Source organism: Holophagaceae bacterium (genome assembly GCA_016720465.1).
Classification (GTDB): domain Bacteria; phylum Acidobacteriota; class Holophagae; order Holophagales; family Holophagaceae; genus JANXPB01.
Map to the genome: position 1 here is coordinate 567,907 of JADKKO010000004.1, position 18,134 is coordinate 586,040.

Consider the following 18,134-nt stretch of genomic DNA (forward strand, 5'->3'; position numbering starts at 1 on the left):
TACCCGGCGCAGGCCACGTCTGCGCCGGCAGGCCGGAACCCCGTCCATTTCCCTCTCAACCCCAATGGAGCATGCATGAACCGGCTCACCCCTCTGACCCTTCTTCTTTCGCTGGGCATCAGCCTGATGTCGGCGGACCTTCCCGCAGGCAACCGGCGCCTGTCCGAGAAAAGCTCCGGTTCCAGCCGTCCCCCCTTGATCGATCGCGCGGATCTGCGCCACCGGGCGGAGGAGGAATGGTCCGGCGGTGCTTGGACGCCGGAATACCAACGGTTCGTGATGGGCGTGGCCGCCCAGGAGCGCGAGCGCCACGAGGATCTCCGCTATGGTTCCCGCGCCGCTTCCCTCGCAGCGCCGGGGACGCTCTGGACCAACCTCGGGCCCGCCAACGCGTCCTTCATTAAGAACGGAAGCGTCACGCTGAATGTCGTGGATAGCGGCCGTCTTCGGACCATCATCGTCCACCCCTCCAACGCCTCCATCATCTACGTCGCCACCTCCGGCGGCGGCGTGTGGAAGACCACCAACGGCGGGACTTCCTGGACGCCCATCACCGACTCCCTGGGCGCCCTGTCCAATGGGGCCCTGGCCATGGATCCGAACGCGCCGGAGACCCTCTTCCTGGCGCTGGGCGATCCCTTCGACGGCACAGGCCTCGGCTTCGTCAAGTCGACGGATGGCGGCACCAGCTGGTCCACCCCGGTCATGATCGGCGATTCCACCAAGTCCATGGACCTGGTGGTGAGCCCAATCGATTCCCAGCTCCTGCTCGCGGGCACCAATAAGGGCGTCATGCGCTCCACCGACGGCGGCGCCACCTGGACCAACACCACGCCGGCGCTGGGCATCACCACCGGCGACCCTATCTGCTGGGACATCGCCTGGACCGGCGGTTCGAATTTCGTGGCCAGCTTCAGCGACCGCTTGGGCAGCTACACCAACACCGGCCAGGTCTGGTACACCTCCGACGGCGGCGCCACCTGGACCAAGTCCACGGGCATGGCCTTCTCCGCCGGACTCTGGCGCATCTCCCTGGCCGCGGCGGCCTCCAACCTCTCGACCATGTACGCCATGGCCTCCAAGCCCTTGGCGAGCGGCGCCATCGAAACCGCCGACATCTTCAAGTCGCTGGACGGCGGGCACAGCTGGACGCCCCTCAACATCGCCAGCAAGGAGCACACCAACGGCGCGGCCGGAGGCTGGGCCGAGCTCTTCGCGCCCGCCTGGGCGAAGACCAACAGTCCGGGCACGGTGCTGGGAGGCCAGGGCTTTTACAACCATGCCATCGCCATCGATCCTGCGGATCCCAACCGGGCCTACTTCAGCGGCCAGCTCTACACCACCATGACCACCGACGGCGGCAGCACCTGGAAGCGCGCCACCGACTGGATGGCCCAGGCCAGCACGCCCTATGTCCACGCGGATTCCCATTGCACGGCCTGGGGCCCGGATGGCTCGCTCTACATCGGTTCCGACGGCGGCATCTTCAAGTCCACGGACAAGGGAACCACCTGGACGGACCAGCTCAACAAGGGCATCGTTTCCCATCTGCTCTACTCGGTGGGTTCGAGCCTGGCCAACCGGAATGCGATCATCGGCGGCCTCCAGGACAACGGCACCCGCGTCCGCTCCGCCGCCACGGCCACCTTCAACGCGACCATCGGCGGCGATGGTTTCGGATCCATGATCCACGCGAAGAACGCGAGCCTGATGCTGGGCTCCATCTATTACGCGGACGCCTACAAATCCACAGATGGCGGCGCAAATTTCACCGAGAGCATCACCGGCATCACCGGTGCGAAGGATGGCGCCAAGGCGAATTTCTGGACGCGCTTCTACGCCTTCCCCGGCGATACGACCGGCAACACCGTCTTCACCTTCACCAACGCCTCGATCTTCAAGTCCACGGATTTCGGAAGCAACTGGTCGGGACTGGGCACCGGTGGTTTCCCTGCTAATTGGGTGATCCGCAACATGGCCTGCCACGCCACCAACAGCCAGGTCTACGGCACCGCGGGCACCGTGGGCACCGGGGTCACCGATCCGAGGGTGTTCCTCACCCAGAACGCTGGCTCCACCTGGAACCAGGTGGGCACCTGGCCTTCGGGCACGGCCTTCTCGTACATCTGGATCGACACCAACAACATCAACACGGTCTATGTGGCCGCGGTCACCTCCAGCGCCACCGCAAACCACCTGTGGAAATCCTCGAACTTCGGCGGCACCTGGACCGCCATCGACGGCAACGGCTTCCCCTTCGGCATCCCCGTCAACGTCATCCAGAATGATCCGGGCGATTCCAACACCCTGTACGCCGGGACCAACCTGGGCGTGTACAAGTCCACGGATGGCGGCACGTCCTGGAGCCGCTTCGGCACCGGCCTGCCCCTGGTGAACGTCAAGGAGTTCTACCTCGCTCCGGATTCGAGCCTCATGCGCGCCGCCACCTTCGGCCGCGGCTTCTGGGAACTGTCCACCGGAACACCGGCCGAGACCGTCACCGCCTCCATCACCAGCCCGGCCTCGAACGTGACGATCGCCACCGGCGCCTCGGTGAACTTCACGGGCAGCGCCACCTCCGACAAGGCCGGCGCCACGTTCACCTACTCCTGGAACTTCGGGGACGGCAGCCCCGCCGCCTCCGGTGCGACCACCAGCCACACCTTCACCAACACCGGCACCGCCAATGTGACCCGCACTGTGACCCTGTCGGCCACCAGCAATGGCGGCGCCTCGGCTTCCGCCCAGCGCCTGGTGACGGTCCAGCCGGCTCCCACCGCGCCGACGATCACCGGCCAGCCCCAGAACGCAAGCGTGGCCGCCGGGGCCACTGCCACCTTCAGCGTCACCGCTACGGGTTCCGCGCCCCTTTCCTACCAGTGGAGGAAAAACGCCGCCAATATCGCCGGGGCCACTTCCGCCAGTTACACGACGCCTGCCACGACGACCGCCGACAACGGCGCAGCCTTCTCCGTGGTCGTCTCCAACAGCGCGGGCAGCGCGACCAGCGCCAATGCCACCCTGACCGTGACGGCACCCGTCGTCGCTGTTTCCATCACCCCCGCCACGGCGACCATCGACACCGGCGCCACCCAGCAATTCACGGCCAGCGTGACCGGGTCCGCCAATACCGCCGTGACCTGGACCGCGACCGGCGGCACGGTCAGCGCCACCGGCCTCTACACGGCCCCCGCCTCGGCCGGCACCTATACGGTCACGGCCACGAGCGCGGCCGACACCACGAAGTCCGCCAACGCCACGGTCACGGTGAACCCCGTTACGGCCGGGACTTTCAATGAGGTCGAGCCCAACAACACCATCGCGGCCGCCAATGCCGTCGGCGCCAGCTACACCGCCATCAAGGGCACCCACGCGGCGACGGGCAACCCGGACTTCTTCGCCCTGACCCTCGCGCCGAGCCAGAAGCTCACCATCGCCATGACCGGCCCCGCCGGCGTGGACTGGGATCTGGCGCTGAAGAACAGCGCGGGCACGAACCTCGCGAGCAGCACCGGTTCCACCGCCACGGAGAACCTCACCTACACGAACACCGGCGCCGCGGCGGTGACGGTCTACGCCAACGTGTACGTCTACAGCGGCACCAGCGCCACGCCCTACAACCTGGCCCCGACCTACTTCACCCCGCCGCCGCCTGTGATTTTCAATGAGACCGAGGCCAACAACAGCATCGCCACCGCCAACCCGGCGCCCGACAATGCCACGAAGATCGTCGGCTACATCGGCAGCTCCACGGACAACGACTACTTCAAGGTGAATGTCGGCGCTGGCAAGAAACTGACGATCGCCATGACCGGCCCGACGGGAACGGCCTACGACTACGACCTCTACTTCTACAACGCGGCGGGGACGCAGTTGGCCAAGGGCACGGGCAGCACCACCACCGAGAACGTGAGCTGGACCAATGGGGCCACCCCCACGGCGGTCTACGTCGCCGTGAAACGCTACAAGGGCAGCAGCACCACGATCCCCTACAACCTGAACATCACCCGCTGATTCCTGCGGAATGATCGATTAACAACCACAAAGCTGCCTCGGTATGCGAATCTCCTCCATCGGCTTGCCGGCGGAGGAGATTTTTGTATGAAGCCTGAGAATCGACTCTGGAACGGTCCGGTCCTGGTCCTTTGGACCACACTCGCCGTGGGGGCCATGGTCGCCGCCATCTGGGGGGCGTTCCATGGGGCGGAGCCCCAGGCCTTGCGGGCCATCATCCGGGCCACGGCCCGGACCTCCCTCGCCCTCTACGCCCTTGGTTTCGCCGCAGGGCCGCTCGGCACGCTGGTTCCTGGCTCATTTTCGAAATATCTGCTGAAAAACCGCCGTTATCTGGGTCTCTCCTTCGGAATCTCCCACCTCTATCATTTGGCCGCCATCCTGCTCCTGGTCCTCCACGGAGCCTCCGGCAATCTGGGCGGGCTGGCCGCCATCCTCCCGGGAGGATTCCTCTACCTCTGGATTTTCTTCATGATGGCCACCTCCAACGACCAGGCCGTCCGATGGCTGGGGGCGCGGCGCTGGAAGCGCCTCCACCGGGTGGGGACGTACTTGATCTTTTTGGGATTCCTCAAGGGTTTCGGGCTCCCCGTGGCGCAGGACCCCCTTGCCTACGGGCCCTTTTTCGCCCTGCTGCTCGGGCTCCTCGGGCTCCGGTTCGCGGCCTGGCGAGCCTCGCGGAACCGGGCCGAGCCAGTACCGGGGTGATCCCTCGCAGGAGGCCATCCACGGGCTGCAATCATTCGCCGAGGCAGAGCCCCACGCGATGCCCCCAACCCACGCCGGTGGCGCGGAAACCGCCGGGAACGGCCTCGATGGCATCGGCGGGGCTGGGCAGGGCGTCCCATCCCAGTGCCACGGCAAGCTGGCGGTGGGCCTGGTCATAGCCCAGGGACCAGGCCGCCCGGTCGCTTTCGACCCGCAGACGCCAGATGCCGGCATCCGTGTCCACCCGCAGGCCCCGCACCGCCGCGCCAAAGGCCTTGGCCAGATCCGCGGCCTTCCAGATCCGGATCCAGGGCCGGGCCGGGCCGTTGATATGGCGGGCGCAGGCCTGGATCGTCGTGTCGCCCTGCCCCCACACCGCGTGCGGGGAGAGCGGCGCGCCGCCGCAGTGGGCGGTCCAGAGGGCGGGGCCAGGGCGCGCGGCGGCTGCACCCACAGCAACCCAATCGGCATCCGGCAGGCCATTGAGCGCATCGACCGTGTCGACGGCCTCCTCCTGCGGATGCACGGCCCGCCGCGGCGTCACCCAGGCAACCCTCGGCCCGCGCCCCAGGAACCAGGCGCAATGGGTGCTGTCGCAGACTTCGGCGCCGCTGTGCCGCGGGCCCTGGGCCAGGAAGCGCAGCACGGCGGCCCCCAGCTCGATGCGGCGCGCCGGGGCGGCGTGGGGCAGCTCCGCGGCCAGCACCCCGGACACATATTCCCGCACCGCGACCGTGGCGGTGAGGCTCACACCGCCCTTGGAGGTGCGTCCGCAAACGAGGCTGCCCTCCAGGCGCCGCGCCAGCCCGGTGGCGGGATCGCGCAGTTCCAGGAGGCCCGGGCCGATGCGGTCCCCCGCGCGGAGGCTCCGCGCCGCGCCAGGTCCCAGGTAGCCCCGGACGGCGGGAATGGGCGCGGCGCCAAGGTTGCGGACTTCGAGCTGCTGCGCGCCGAGGAGATCCAGGATGCGCACGCGGACGCTGGGCATTCCTGCCGAAGCCGCTGCGGGCGGCTCCCGCTTGGGTGGCGGAGGGACCACCGCTGCCGAGGCGGTCCGGGCGGCCTGCCAGGGACGCCAACGGGCCAGGGCCGGAGCCAGGGCCGCCGCGGCTTGGCGGCCGGTGCCCGGTTCCAGGCGGGCGAGGATGGCCCACCCGGCATCATCCGTGGCCACCAGGAGGCCCGTGGTGCGGGTGGGATCGACGTCCGGGCTCGGCACGGTTCCAGTCTTGGCCCACCAGCCCCGCTGGCCTAGGGCCCCGGCTGTGCCCTTCAGCGCGGCCTCCCTTAGGCCTGCCAGCACCTGGGCGCGAACGGGCTCGCCCACCGGCCAGGGCTCGCGCGCCAGGCGGCCGTAGGCTTCCAGCAGGTCCCTGGGGGCGATGGTCGGGGCGCCTTCGGGTCCCACCAGACCGATGGCGAGGTCCGGGGACAGCGGCAGGGATGAGAAGCCCTCGGCGTGGAAGGTGCTTTCGAGGATCTGCGGGGGCGTGTCTTTCGCCAGGGCCCGAAAGTAGGCATTGCAGGACACCGCCAAGGCGCGGACCAGACCCAGATCGCCATGGCCGGAGGGGAGCCAGCAGGCGGATGCGGAACCGCAGCGGTAGCGGGGCGGGGCGGCCGCGGGATGGGCGGCCGCCCAGGCCTTCGCCACAAAGGGTTTCTGGAGGGAGCCCACGGCGAGGGGCGCCGCGGTGGCCCCGGGGCCAGGGACCCATCGCCCCTGTTCGAGCGTCCAGGTGGTGAGGCGGGGGGATTGCGCGGCAAGAATAGCGGGGAGCAGGAAGATCCACCCCGGGCCGAACTTCATTTCACTTCGCCCTCGAAGACGATCCGCTCGGTCCAGCCGGTGGCGGTCTTGCGCCGTTCGACGCTGAGGGCCGTGGTCTTTGGCATCCAGCCCAGGAGGCCGAGGATGCGGTCAGACAAGGGGCGCACCTGCTCGGGGCGGGAGGGGCCTTCCACCTTCTCCCAACGGACCCCTTCGGCCCGCGCAGCCGCCAGATCCACCCGGCCCCAGCGCACGAGGGCGGCATCGCGCTTTGGGGTGGGCACAGACTCCAGATCCTTGGCCGAGGCAGCCACCCAGAGGATGCCCCCGGTGCGGCGCAGGGCCAGCACCGGCAGAGCCGGTCCCACGCGGATCTCCTGGCCTTCGGGCGTTTTCACGACCGTGGCGCGGCCCGTCCGGCGCGCGGTGGTGGTCCGGCAAAGCTCGACGAACTCCGCGTCGAGGAGCTCAGGCCAGGGGAAGGCCATGCGGCGCGCGCCATCCTTGGTGACGAGGAAGCCCCAGGAGGGGATGGCCTGCTTCGCCGACAAAGCTTTCCAGGCCGCCAGATCGCCCTCCTCGAAGGCCGGGGCCCCCGGAGCCACGCGGGGGCGGGTGAAGTTCAGCATGTAGCGGTCCTCGCCGCCCTGGGCCGTGGCCGGAGGCAACGACGAGAGAGCGGGCACGGGTTTCTCCGCCAGCACGGGAATCGGTTCCAGCAGGGCGCGGCGGAAGGCCGGCCAGAAGGCGGTGCCTTCGCTCTCCCAGCCCGAGGCCGCGGCAGCGGTGCCTTCGAACGTGAACACGCCGCCCCTGGGCTCGGTGGAGCCTTCGCGGACTTCCACCAGGTGGTTTCCCTCCATCCGGAGCGCCGCGCGGATGCGGCCGGTCTCGGGACCTTCGGGCCACAGGAATTCCCGGCGGAAATAGCGGTCCTTCCGCAGGGCATCCAGATCCAGCTCCATCGAGATGAGGCCGGGAAGGGGCGGCTGCAGGCCGCGGCCCGCCTGCGCCGCGTCGAGGGCGAGCTTCAGGGCGCGTTCGCTGGTGGCCAGGATGAGGCGGTCGCCGAGGCGGGCCCACGCGAGGCCCGCCCGGCGGTCTGGATCGCTGTCCTTGTCGGCGGTGCCCGGGGCGACGAGCGCGTAGGACGCGCCACCGTAGGTGCGCTTGGATCCCGCCGGCAGCGGGACCGGCAACTGCGCCAAGGGCGTCTCGATCACCATCACGGCCTCCAGGTGCCCCGCCTCCAACAGGGCGAGGCCGATGGCGCGCGGTCTCAGCTTCTGGATCTCGTCCCAGGTCCAGGGCAGATCCTTGGAAAGGCGCAGCCACTGGTCCTCCAGCTTGGAGCCCACCTGGGTTTTGCGGAATGCCGCCACCACCGGGTCCTCGTTGCCGGAGGATCCGGTGAGGAAGTCCCGGCAAGCCCCATGCAGGGCGGTATCGAAGGCGGCCGCATCGGGGATGACGACCCGCACCGGGGCGTTGGGCAGCGGCAGGGGCGGCTCCGAGGCAGCGAGCAGGGAAGCCAAGAGCAGGGGGAGGAGGGACGGACGCGGAATCATCGGACTCCCTCCACCTTGAGCAGGTTGGCGAGCATGGGCCAGTTGAGGTCCCTGGGTTTGATGGGCGCGGGGTGCCCGTTCACGAGCCGGAAGGCCTCGGAGCCCCGGGATGCGTCCGGTGTGAGTTCCGCCCGCAGGGCTTTGCCTGCGGCTGCATTCCGGTCCGCGAGGACGCCCGCGATGGCGCGGCCCCTGGCTTCGTCGCCGGAGCGGTGGGCGATGCGGGCCAGATCCGCCAGGGCCAGGTTCATGTCCGCCGATTTCAGGCGGCGTTCCGTGGCGAGGCGGAGGAATTCCTCCGGGCCCAGGTTGGCAAGCGCCCTCTGCGCGGCGCGCGGCGATGAGGCGAGCAGGCCGCGGGCCGCGCGCAACCGCATCAGGCTGCCGTCGCCATCCACCGAGAGGCCGCTGTGGGAGCGGGCCATGGAGCTGCACAGCGCCACCCGCCCGGCGGTTTCCTCGTCCAGGGGGGCGAGGCTGCGGAGCGCCGAGCGTGCGGACAGGATGTCGTTGGGACGGGCCTTGAGGTGGGCCAGCAGGGCCGGGTCGGATTTGGCATTCCAGACCTGGTGCGCGGCGAGCCAGGCCGCGGGGGCCTTTTCCTGCGGCGCGTTCTGGGCGCCGAGGCGGCGCCATTCCTCGAAGGCGAGGACCTCCTCACGCTCGCTCCAGAGCGCGCGCCGGCGGGATTCCACCAATAGACGGGAGGCTTCGCCGTTCTGTTTCAGGCGGGCCAGGATCGCGGCCCGGGCGTGGGCCTGGCCGTAGGTGAAGGCGCGGGGCCAGCGGGCCAGCCATTTGGGTGTTTCTGCGGGCAGGGCGCCGGCCAGGGCTTCGCTGATCTGGCCCAATTGCCCGGGCTGCACCTCGCCCCGGAACCAGGCCGCGTCCAGTTCACGGCCCAGGGCCTCGGCATCCGCCGGGGGGACCAGCGTGAAGGCGAACTTCCAGGCGGCGGTGGAAACGGCGCCCTCGTCCCGGCGCTCCTTCAGGAGTTTGCGGAAGCGCTCTTCCACGGGCGCGGCTTTCTTCGCGTCCTTGAAGGGCGCGAGCCAGGTCTGCAGCCGTTTCACCAGGGCGTCGGGGGCCGAATAGTCCTCGGTTGGGCGAAGGGTTTCGCTACTGGATTCGTCCTCCTCGCCCTGGGCTTCGAAAGCCGGGACTTCGCGGAACGCATAGCTCAGGCCTTGGCCCTTGCGCAGCCCCGCCAGCATGTCGTCCACGAGCGCATGGGCCTGATCGGTTTCGCCCCGGGCCAGCCTCAGGCGCACCGCCAGCAAGGCGTACACGTCGTCCCCGGAGACCTGTTCCAGCAGCGGGAAGATCTTCGGCTTCGCCACGGCAGGAAGGAGGGCTTCATCGAGCGCGTCGAGCGCCGCGGGGCGCTCCGCCGCGGGCTGCCGCTGCAGCCAATCGCCCGCGTGGGCGTAGGCGGGTCCAAGCTTCGCGAGCCCGCGGCGGGGCACGGAAGCGCTGTCCGCGGTCCAGAGTTCCCGGAGCCAGGCCCGGACCTGCGCTGCGCTGAGCTGGGTTTCCCGGCTCCTCCAGCGGCTGGCCAGGGCGGCGCGGAAGCCCACCTCGTCGGCCGTAAAGAACTGCGCGGCGCTTTCGGGCCTGCGGTCCCGGAGGAAGGCCAGGAAGGCCGGCCCCACGGGTTTGCCGGGCTCCATCAATTCCATGGGATTGGGCAATCCCCAATCCTCCGCATGGGTGGCGAGCCAGCGGAACTGTTCTTCATTGAGCTTCGCCTGGCCCAGGCGCACATAGGCGCGGAAAGCGGCGAGGGCCTTGGCCTTCTGCCCTGCGGCCACCATCATGCCCACGCGGCCCTCCAGCCAGGTCCGGTCCGCCTCGGGGCCGGGATGCTCGGCTTCCAATTCCAGCGCGAGCGGGAGGTCCCCCATCGCCTGCGCCATGCGCAGGGCCAAGAGGGCCCGCGAAGTCTCGGCACCCCGCTGGGGCACGGCGAAGGGCAGGTAGGGCGCCGTGTGGTCGCCCTGGCGATAGCGGGCCAGGGCCTCCAGCACGTACCAGGCCTCGCCGGGGCGGTCGCCCCAGAGGGCGCCCGGGGTGCGGCCTTCGTCGGCGCCTTGGCCGATGATGCGGTCGTCGCCAACCTCAAGGAGGTCGCCCTTGGCATTGGTGCGGACCTTGAATTCGGCCCAGGTCCAGCGGGCATCGCGGCCCAGGACCTCACCCACGGTCTGGGGTCCGCGGAGCTTCACGATCAGGGGATCCACCGCGGAGCCAGGCTTGTTCTGCAACAACCGCTCCACGGCGCCGGTCACGCGTTCGGTCAGGCGGCGGCGGGCCGCCAGCACGGGATCCGAAGGCATCGGCGGCTCCCAGAAACGGAACCAGGCGGTGCGGGAATCGGGACTGAGCATGGACACCAGGATCGGCGCGTTCCAGTTCCGCGCCGAGAGCACCCAGAAGCGATCCCAGGTGCGCCGGTCGCTTAGGATCTGGTCCAGTTCGCGCACCTTCTCAGGCTTGGTGGAAGCCGCCCGCGCCCAGGCCTGGAGGGCGGCCGGATCGTCCAGCCACCACGCCCACCAGAGGCGGGGGTTCTGGGCGTTGAGCTCGGTCTGGTTCCGGACCGCCGCCAGCAGCTCCTGCCACCGGGGCTCCATGAAGGCCAGCAGTTCCTCGGGCCGATCCCGGCGCACCAGGTCCCGGGCCCAGAGTCCGGAGAGGTCCGGTTCGTGGAAGTAGGGGAACGTTTCATTGTGTTCGGTCTTGTGCTGCACCATGTCGGCGCCCACGGACAGGGCGTAGGCCAAGGGCGGTGCCGCCTGCCAGGGGCCCTGGCGTTGGGCGAGCAGGCGCAGGGCCAAGGCGGCGCGCACGCCGGGTTCCAGGCCCGAGCCGCTGGCCATGGGCCACCAGCGCCGCAGCGCCGCGTTGTCGGGTTGCGGCGCGTTGGCCGGGAAGATGGCGCGGATGAGGAAGGCGCGCATCTCCTCCTTCTGCTCCGGCCGTCCGCTGCGTTCCAGGACGGAAGCGGCGGTGGAGAAGAACCGGTCCTCCGAAGAAGGCATGGTCACGAAGCGTTGGAACTGGTTGGTGAGGAGGGCGATCTCGCACTGGCGGTTGAGCGATAGCTTGCTGCCGGCCAGAGCGCGGATGTCGCCCTTCGCGGAGTAGAGGCCGAGGGCCAGGTCCGGCAATCCGTATTCGAAGAGGCGGGAGGCCGCGCGGGCGCGGCGCTGGTCCAGTTCCTCTCCGGCACCCTCGCGGGATGCGCTCTCCTTCTTGAAGGTGGCAAGGGCCGCTTGTTCGATGGCCAGGGCCAGGCGGCCTTCGCCGGCGCGGGCGTACAATTCGCCGCGCCACCGGGCCACGCTTTCATCCGCAGGGCGCGGCCGGTTCCAGCCTTCCAGGTAGTCCGCGGCCTCCTTGATGCGGTCCGCCCGGACGAGCAGATCCACGGCCTCCTGCCAGAGGTTCTCCTTTTCTGGCCGCACGGCCACGGCCATCTTCGCCGCCTCGATGGCGCCCTCCACCTCATGGAAGGCTCGCCGGATGTCGCGCACCGCCACCGCCCAGCGGACGTCCCGGGGACTGCGTTCCCGCTGCTTTTCGAAGAAGGCGAGCAGGTCCTTGCCCTTGCCGGCCGCTTGGGCCGAGCGGCCCGCTGCCTGCAGCCAATCCCGTTCTGTGCGCCGGTTCAGGGCTTCGATCCAAAGGCCGGGCGTGGGTGCGAGAGCCTTCTCGAGGTCCGCGGCGCGGGCCAGCTCGTAGTAGAGGTTCGCGTGCAGCTCGGGCTTCAATTTCAGGGCTTCGGCCTTGGCGAGGGGATAGGGATCCCAGGCCGGATTCTCTTTGAATGCCAGGCGCGCCTGCAGGTGGATGGCGCCGAGGCGCCGGCCTTCGTCCAGGTTCTCCTGGGCCAGGAGCAGGGTCACGGCGCGGCGGGCCTGGGCCAGGTCCGAGGCGGCGAGGGACTCCGTGGTGAGGCGTTCGAGGAAGCCCTCTTTGTGGCCGGTGGCGGCGCGGGGCAGGACTTCTTCGAGGACCGCCCGGGCCTCCTTGCTCCTGTCGGCCCGGTTCAGGAAGGCCAGGCGGTCCTCCAGCAGGCCGAGGCTCCAGGGGTGCCGGGCGGTGATGCGCGTCCATTCCTGCGCGGCCGCGGCGGGGCCCTTGGCGCGCTCCACGTAGGCCGCTCGTTCAGCCTCCGCTTTCAGTTTCACGGAGCCTTCCGGCAGGGCATTGATGCGCGCGTCGAGGGCCGTCCACACGGCGTCGGCATCCGCCACGCGGCCGTTGTCGGCGAGGTAGCGGGCCCTGGCGGTCTCCAGGCGGATGCGGTCTTCTTCGCCCGCGGCCAGCTTGGCCCGGCGCGCCATGATCACGTCGCGGTAGGCGACGATGCGCTCCTGCTTCCACCGGGCTTCGATGAGGCCGCGGCTCCAGGACTCCACGGCATCCAGGAATTCGCGGGCACCAGCCTGGCCGGCCATCTCGCGGCTCTTCTCCAGGAGCACATCGCCAAGACGCGACACCGCGTCGTGTTCCGCGGGGCGGTTGGCATCGCGCTTGTCGTCTCGAGCCTCCCGGCCTTTCGGATCATTAGGCATATCCATGCTGTCCATCCAGTCGTCGGCGTCGTAGGCCAGGCCTGGATCCGGTGTTTCCATGGTGGCCATGGGCAGGAAAGCGGCGAGCGCGTGCTCGTCCTCGGCGACGCCCGGACGGAGGTCCTTGATGCGCTTCTCCACGCGGCGGTAGACCCGTTCCCGGGATATCAACTGGATCAGGCGGCGCAGGGAGCGCTGGTCCCGCTCGTACCAGGAGAAGTAGCCGTCGCCGCTCTCCGGGCGCAGCGCGTCCAGGTACTCCCGGATGGCGCCATCCAGATCCTTCACATTCTCCCGCAGCACGCCGGTTTCGAAGGCGAAGAAGCGCGGCCGGCCGATGGCCTTGCGGCCTTCCTCCACCACGGCGAGCGCTTCCTTGTCGTGGTTGTAGTCCCAGAGCAGCGTGGCCAGCTCGGAGATCCGCGCGGGATTCCGCGTGTCGCGTCCCAGCACGTTCTTCCAGATCTCCATGGCGGCCTGGGACTGGCCGCGGTCCTCTTCCATCTCGCCCAGCTCGGTCCAGAGGGGCGCGGGATCCAGCAGGGCCGGAGCCGCGCGCTCCACCAGCGCGCGCGCCACGGCGCCGTGGGATGTCTCCAGTCCGTTCAGGCTGCGGTGCAGCGAAAGCACGCGGTGGGCCAGATCCCCATCGCCGGGATAGCTCGCCGCGAGCCGGTCGGCGGCGCCTGCGGCACGTTCAAATTTGGACAGCCGGGCCCAACCTTCGAAGAGCAGCAGCTCCTCGACGGGGTTGCGATCCGTGCGGCTCTCCAAAGCCATGAGCTTGGATTCGAGCGTGCTGTGGTGCATGGCATCGGCGAACCAGGATTCCCGCTGGCCCGCGTCGACGAAGAGAATGGCCCAGCGGCGCTCTTCCTTGAGCGCGTCCGGGATCACGACGGGCGCCGTGCTGTGGGCGGTCCAGTCCGTTTTTTTCTGGTCCGTCTGCCATTGGCTTGCGGTCACCAGGCGCCCCGCTTCATGGAACACCGCCGGGCTATGGGGGAAGCGCTCCAGGGCCTTGTACCGGACCCAGTCCGCCCACTGCACCATGCGCACATGGCTGCCCATGGGCGGCTGGTCCGCGATTTCCATGCGCACACCGCTGGCGGCGTCGGCCCGCGCGAACAACTCGGTGCCCCGGAACTTGGCGGTCACCTCTGCGGCGAGGCGGCGCAGCTCGGCGTTGCGGCTGCGCCGGGCATACCATCGGGCCGACCGGGCCCAGATGCCCGTGCCATCGAAGCGTTTGATGGCCTGCTCGTAGCGGGGGCCGAGCTCGTCGTCGAGGTTCCAGCCCTCCAGCCGCGAAGCCAGGTCCAGCCAGAGGTTTTCGGCGTCCGGCATGCGGTCCATCTCGCCGAGGATCAGGCCCAGGGACGCCTGATGGCTTTTGTCCTGGTCCTCCAGGCGGGCGATGGCTTCTTCCAGCAGGCCGCCGTAGATCTGGGGGGCATGGACCGACCGCGCGCGCGTCCAGGGGCGGGCGTGCTCGTTTTCAGCGGTGGAGGTCTCGCCGTCCTGGAGTTCGCCTTCGCTCGAACTGTCGTCCGCCGATTCCCCATGGTGATCATCATTTCCGATGCTTGCCGTAGGTTTCGATCCGTCCGCGGCGGAGTGCCGGAGGCGGGCTTTGTAGAGCCGCACTTCCTCCCCGAGCGGGACTTTCACCTGGCGGGCGGCCAGCAGGGCCACGCGCCGGGCGCCATCCAAGACGCCAGGGGCCGGGGCGGGCGAGGCGGTTTCGACCTGGCTCAGCAGATTCAGGGCCGCGCGGCCTTCGCCCCGCTGCACGTGGCGCTCCATGATGGCGACCCTGAGTGCGGGCAAGTCCGGGTGACTGGGCGCGCGGCGGGCCAGCACGTCCGCGAGGGCGCGGGCGGTGGCGAAGGTGCGGTCGGGCAGGGATTCGTTCTCGAGGTGGGCGAGGGCTTCATTCCAATCGCCTCCGGTGAGCAGGAAAGAAAGGCCGCCGGTCCAGAAGCCCGGCGTGCGGTCCAGGCTCGCCACCCACTTGTAGTGCTCGTCGTTGTAGCTGCCCCAGGCGATGGGGCGTCCGCCAGCCTTCAAGGCGAGTTTCGCCAGGGCGGCGAGATCCGAAACCTGCTCGTCCTGCGTACCCATGTGGGCGGCGGCGAGGGTTGCCCGGAAGGCCTCCGGAGCCGCGTCGATTTCCCCATGGAGGCGCGCGGTGAGCAGGTATTCCTGGCGCCCGAAGCCTTTCTCGTGGCGGCGCTCCACCTGCCGCAGCAATTCCGCCGCGGCATCGCCGCGGCCCTGGCCCTGGTGGTAGGTGGCCAGGCGGACCAGCGCCCCGGCGTCGAAGCGGGCGTCCAGCGTGGCGCGCCAGCCCTCCGGCGCGCTGGACGCGCCTGCATCCACCCGCTTGGCGTAGGCCTGCCGCACATCCATGGACCAGGGTTGCGGGATGGCGGCGTCCAGCACCTGGAAGGCGCCCTTCAGATCCTTGTGGTCCGCGAGGAGGTCCGAGCGCAGCAGGAGGCGGCGTTCGGCGTCCAGGGCCTTGGAAGCGGCGAGGGCCTGGTCCGCCTCCGCCAACCGTCCGGCCTTTTCGAGGGCGCGGAGCCAGGCTTCCAGGGAAGGTCCATCGTCCGGGAACATCTGCGACTGAGCCTTGCGCAGGGCAAGGGTGTCGGCGAAATCCGGGTGCCGTTCCGACCAGGCGATGCGTTCCCGGGACAGGGCCATTTTCTTGTCGGAGGAAAGGCCCGGGAGGGCGCGTTCCGCGGCGCGGAAGGCGGCCGCCATTTCCAGATGGGCCGCGGCCCAGCGGGAGGTTTCCGCCCAGGCCTCGGCTCCGGCCGCAGGAGCAGCGGCACCCTCGGCTTCGGACCACCTCTCCATGGCGGCCAAGGCCCCTGCGCGGTCGCCGAGGGCGAGCTTCGCTTCGGCCAGGTGGCGCAGGGCTGCGGCCTCCTTGCGCCCTTCCAGCAACCGAGCCAGTTCCGGCGTGGGGGTCGGGTAGTGGACCTGGTGGCCATCCACGGTGGTGAAGCGCGTGGCCACGGAGTAGATCCAATCGGCGGGAGTCATGTCCGCCCAAGGCAGGCGCGTGGCGCCCATGGCCCCGATGGCGAGCAGGAAGAAGATCGCGGGATGGCGTTTCATGGTTTCACCTCCAGCGACACGCGGGCGAAGCCGCGGTTCTTGGCGCCATCCACCGCTTCGAAGATGATCTCCCGGGAGCCCGGCGGGCCTTCGGGCACCCGCATCAGGCCGATGGAACACTTCGCGGCCGGATCCCAGCGCAGGGGCACCGGCGCGCCGTCCCCGAGGCGGGCGCTGAGGAAGACCACGTCCTCGTCGGTGTGGGCCTTGATCTGCACCACGTCGCCGGGGCGGGCGTTGCTTGGCAATCCGGGCCGGATTTCCGGCGCCTTGCCGTCCAGGATGAAATGCTTGGTCTCGGAAATGCGGGCGCCGCTGGAATCGTGGAGCAGGATGCGCACGGCGTAGCGGCCATCGCGGAAGCCTTCGGGCACGAGGAAGCGGCCCTCCCAGACGGTGGTCCCGGGGCGGCGCGTCAGATCGAGCTTCAGGCCGAAGGGGAAGAGCGCCGTGGCGGCGCGGGTGCCCTCGTCGCATTCCACGCGCAGCACCGGGTCGCCGGGCTGGATGCGCCGGGGGCGCAGCAGCGAGCGCGGCGCCGCCAGGAAGGCCGTGTACGGCGTGATGAATTTGTAGCGCTTGGAGAGGGCGATGATCTCCTCGATCCACTCGCGCTTCTCGCCTTCGGCCTCGATGCGCGCCAGGAGGTCGTCCACCCGGGCGCGGGCCCAGCGCCGCGGCAGATCGCGGGCATCCAGCGCTTTTTCGGGCAGGGCCGTGTCCAGGGACGCGGATCCGCCGGGCATCAGGTTCGACGCCAATGTGAAGCGCAGCTTCGGCTGGGGCGCGGCGTAGCGTCCCACCCAGCCCGACAGGCTGCCGGCCGCCATGGGCTGCACGAGCACCGGGTAGATGTGGCGCAGCTTCGGCTCGCCGCCGCTGGTCTTGAAGGGCGCTTCTTCGTCTTCGCCGGCCAGTGCTTTTTCCTCTGCCTTCTCGGCCGGAGCCAGCAGGCGCCGGAAGAAGAGATCCGTCTCGATCTCCGTGGCGGTGGGGCTCAGCACCTGCTGCGAAGCGGCGCGCAGGGCCTCGCCCGCCTCGCCGGTGGTCACGGCGGTGAAGACAGGGATGGACCCGGCCGCGGCTTCCAGCGCCTTGGAACTGAAGGGCCCCTGTCCGCTGGTGAGCACCAGGATGCGGCCCTTGTTCCCGAGCGCCTTCCGCGCCGCCTGGAGAGCCGCGGGCAGGTTGGCGCCGGGGCCGAGGGAGCGGGAGCGCAGCGTGTTGAGCTCGCCCTCGATCTCGGCTGCGGTGCCGTGCTTCAGCGCCGGAGTGGGCGCAGGTTTCCGGTCGTAGGGAATGAGGGCGAACTGGTCCGTCGGCCTCAGATCGTGCAGGGTCCGCACGAGATGCCCATAGGCGGTTTCCAACCCCGCCCAGCGATGGCCCAGGGAGGTGTCGAACAGGATGGCCAGGGTCTGGGCCGGCCGCTTGGATTCGGGGCTCGGAGCTTTGCCGCCGGAGGTTTTACGGGGCGCGCCCGCCGCCGGTGTGACTTCCAGGAGGAAGAAGCCATCCTTCTCCGGGGGGATTTCCGAAGGGCGTTCCCAGGGCGCGAGGGCGAGACCATCCGGCAGCAGCCCCTCCGGGTTCCGGAAGGCGGAGAGGCGCAGGCGCTCGGTGTTCTTTGGCCTGATGCGGAAGGCCAGATCGCGGCCCAGCTTCACGTCGCGGCCGGTGAATTCCGCGCCCTCGGCGCTGGCTTTCAGGGGCAGGCCTGAGGGCATGGCTTCGAAAACGCCATCCTCCAGCTTCACTCTCACGGTGATGTTGCGGGCCGTGGGCGCTTCGCCGTCCGGGGGGCGCAGCACGAGCCGGAATTCGCTGACGCCGTCGATGAAGGGCACCTCCTCCTGGAATTGCAGCTCAAGTCGTTTCGTGGCCATGGGCGGAATGGGAGAGACCGTGACGGAGAAGAGCGCTCCGCCGGAGGGGCGCGCGCCGGCTCCGCTCTGTCCCGGGTCCGCATCCTCTTCATCACCTTGCTGGAGCAGGCCCGGATCGATCCGCTGCTGGGCCAGCTCGCGGTAGATGGCGCGGGCCCGCTGCTTCTCCAGGATCACGCCCGGGATGCGCTGCAGGCCGTCCCAGACGGCGAAGTCGCCTACCGCCGCGCTGGGGGGCAGGGCGAAGCGGTAGGTGCCTTCCTGCACCGCGTAGGTGTGGTTCTCGAAGACCTGCCGCACGTTCACCCGCGCGTAGCCCCGGGCGATGCCGATGTCGATGGCCATCTCCCGCAGCGAAAGCACGGAGGCGTCAGGACGCCCGGAGCTGGTGGGGACCAGGAGCCCCGCCTGGGCGCGCAGGTGCGTCGCGCCGACGGCGAGGAACAGAAGGACGGAAGCGCGGACAGCGAAGCGCATA

General features: G+C 69.7%; 6 protein-coding genes. 2 read left to right on the forward strand and 4 right to left on the reverse strand.

Features of this window, described 5'->3' with window-relative positions; all coding sequences use genetic code 11:
- Positions 1-75: 75 nt before the first annotated feature.
- A complete protein-coding gene (locus tag IPQ13_09895) occupies positions 76-4,014 on the forward strand; it encodes a PKD domain-containing protein (protein ID MBL0211205.1) in 3,939 nt (1,312 codons plus the stop codon).
- Positions 4,015-4,101: 87 nt separating this feature from the next.
- A complete protein-coding gene (locus IPQ13_09900) occupies positions 4,102-4,722 on the forward strand; it encodes a hypothetical protein (GenBank protein MBL0211206.1) in 621 nt (206 codons plus the stop codon).
- Between the two features lie 31 nt (positions 4,723-4,753).
- Here IPQ13_09900 and IPQ13_09905 read toward each other — a convergent pair whose 3' ends face one another.
- Genes IPQ13_09905 through IPQ13_09920 form a run of 4 tightly spaced genes read right to left on the reverse strand, consistent with a single transcriptional unit; the run spans position 4,754 to position 18,133 of the window.
- Positions 4,754-6,532 carry a hypothetical protein gene (locus IPQ13_09905; GenBank protein ID MBL0211207.1) on the reverse strand — a complete coding sequence of 593 codons (1,779 nt, stop codon included), beginning with the start codon at positions 6,530-6,532 and terminating at the stop codon, positions 4,754-4,756.
- The gene (locus tag IPQ13_09910; protein ID MBL0211208.1) at positions 6,529-8,061 is read right to left on the reverse strand and encodes a hypothetical protein; all 1,533 of its coding nucleotides are present in this window, start codon (positions 8,059-8,061) and stop codon (positions 6,529-6,531) included. The genes IPQ13_09905 and IPQ13_09910 overlap by 4 nt, the downstream gene beginning before the upstream one ends.
- Positions 8,058-15,770 (reverse strand): hypothetical protein, encoded by a 7,713-nt coding sequence (locus IPQ13_09915; GenBank protein MBL0211209.1) that lies wholly within the window; start codon positions 15,768-15,770, stop codon positions 8,058-8,060. The genes IPQ13_09910 and IPQ13_09915 overlap by 4 nt, the downstream gene beginning before the upstream one ends.
- Positions 15,767-18,133: a hypothetical protein gene (locus IPQ13_09920; protein MBL0211210.1), complete on the reverse strand. Its 2,367-nt coding sequence runs from the start codon at positions 18,131-18,133 to the stop codon at positions 15,767-15,769. The genes IPQ13_09915 and IPQ13_09920 overlap by 4 nt, the downstream gene beginning before the upstream one ends.
- Between the last annotated feature and the right edge of the window lies 1 nt (position 18,134).

Bases quoted from the DNA above. Each gene is read 5' to 3' on its own strand.
- IPQ13_09910 (MBL0211208.1), bottom strand. From the start codon at position 8,061: ATGATTCCGCGTCCGTCCCTCCTCCCCCTGCTCTTGGCTTCCCTGCTC.
- IPQ13_09920 (MBL0211210.1), bottom strand. From the start codon at position 18,133: ATGCGCTTCGCTGTCCGCGCTTCCGTCCTTCTGTTCCTCGCCGTCGGC.
- IPQ13_09915 (MBL0211209.1), bottom strand. From the start codon at position 15,770: ATGAAACGCCATCCCGCGATCTTCTTCCTGCTCGCCATCGGGGCCATG.
- IPQ13_09900 (MBL0211206.1), top strand. From the start codon at position 4,102: ATGAAGCCTGAGAATCGACTCTGGAACGGTCCGGTCCTGGTCCTTTGG.
- IPQ13_09905 (MBL0211207.1), bottom strand. From the start codon at position 6,532: ATGAAGTTCGGCCCGGGGTGGATCTTCCTGCTCCCCGCTATTCTTGCC.
- IPQ13_09895 (MBL0211205.1), top strand. From the start codon at position 76: ATGAACCGGCTCACCCCTCTGACCCTTCTTCTTTCGCTGGGCATCAGC.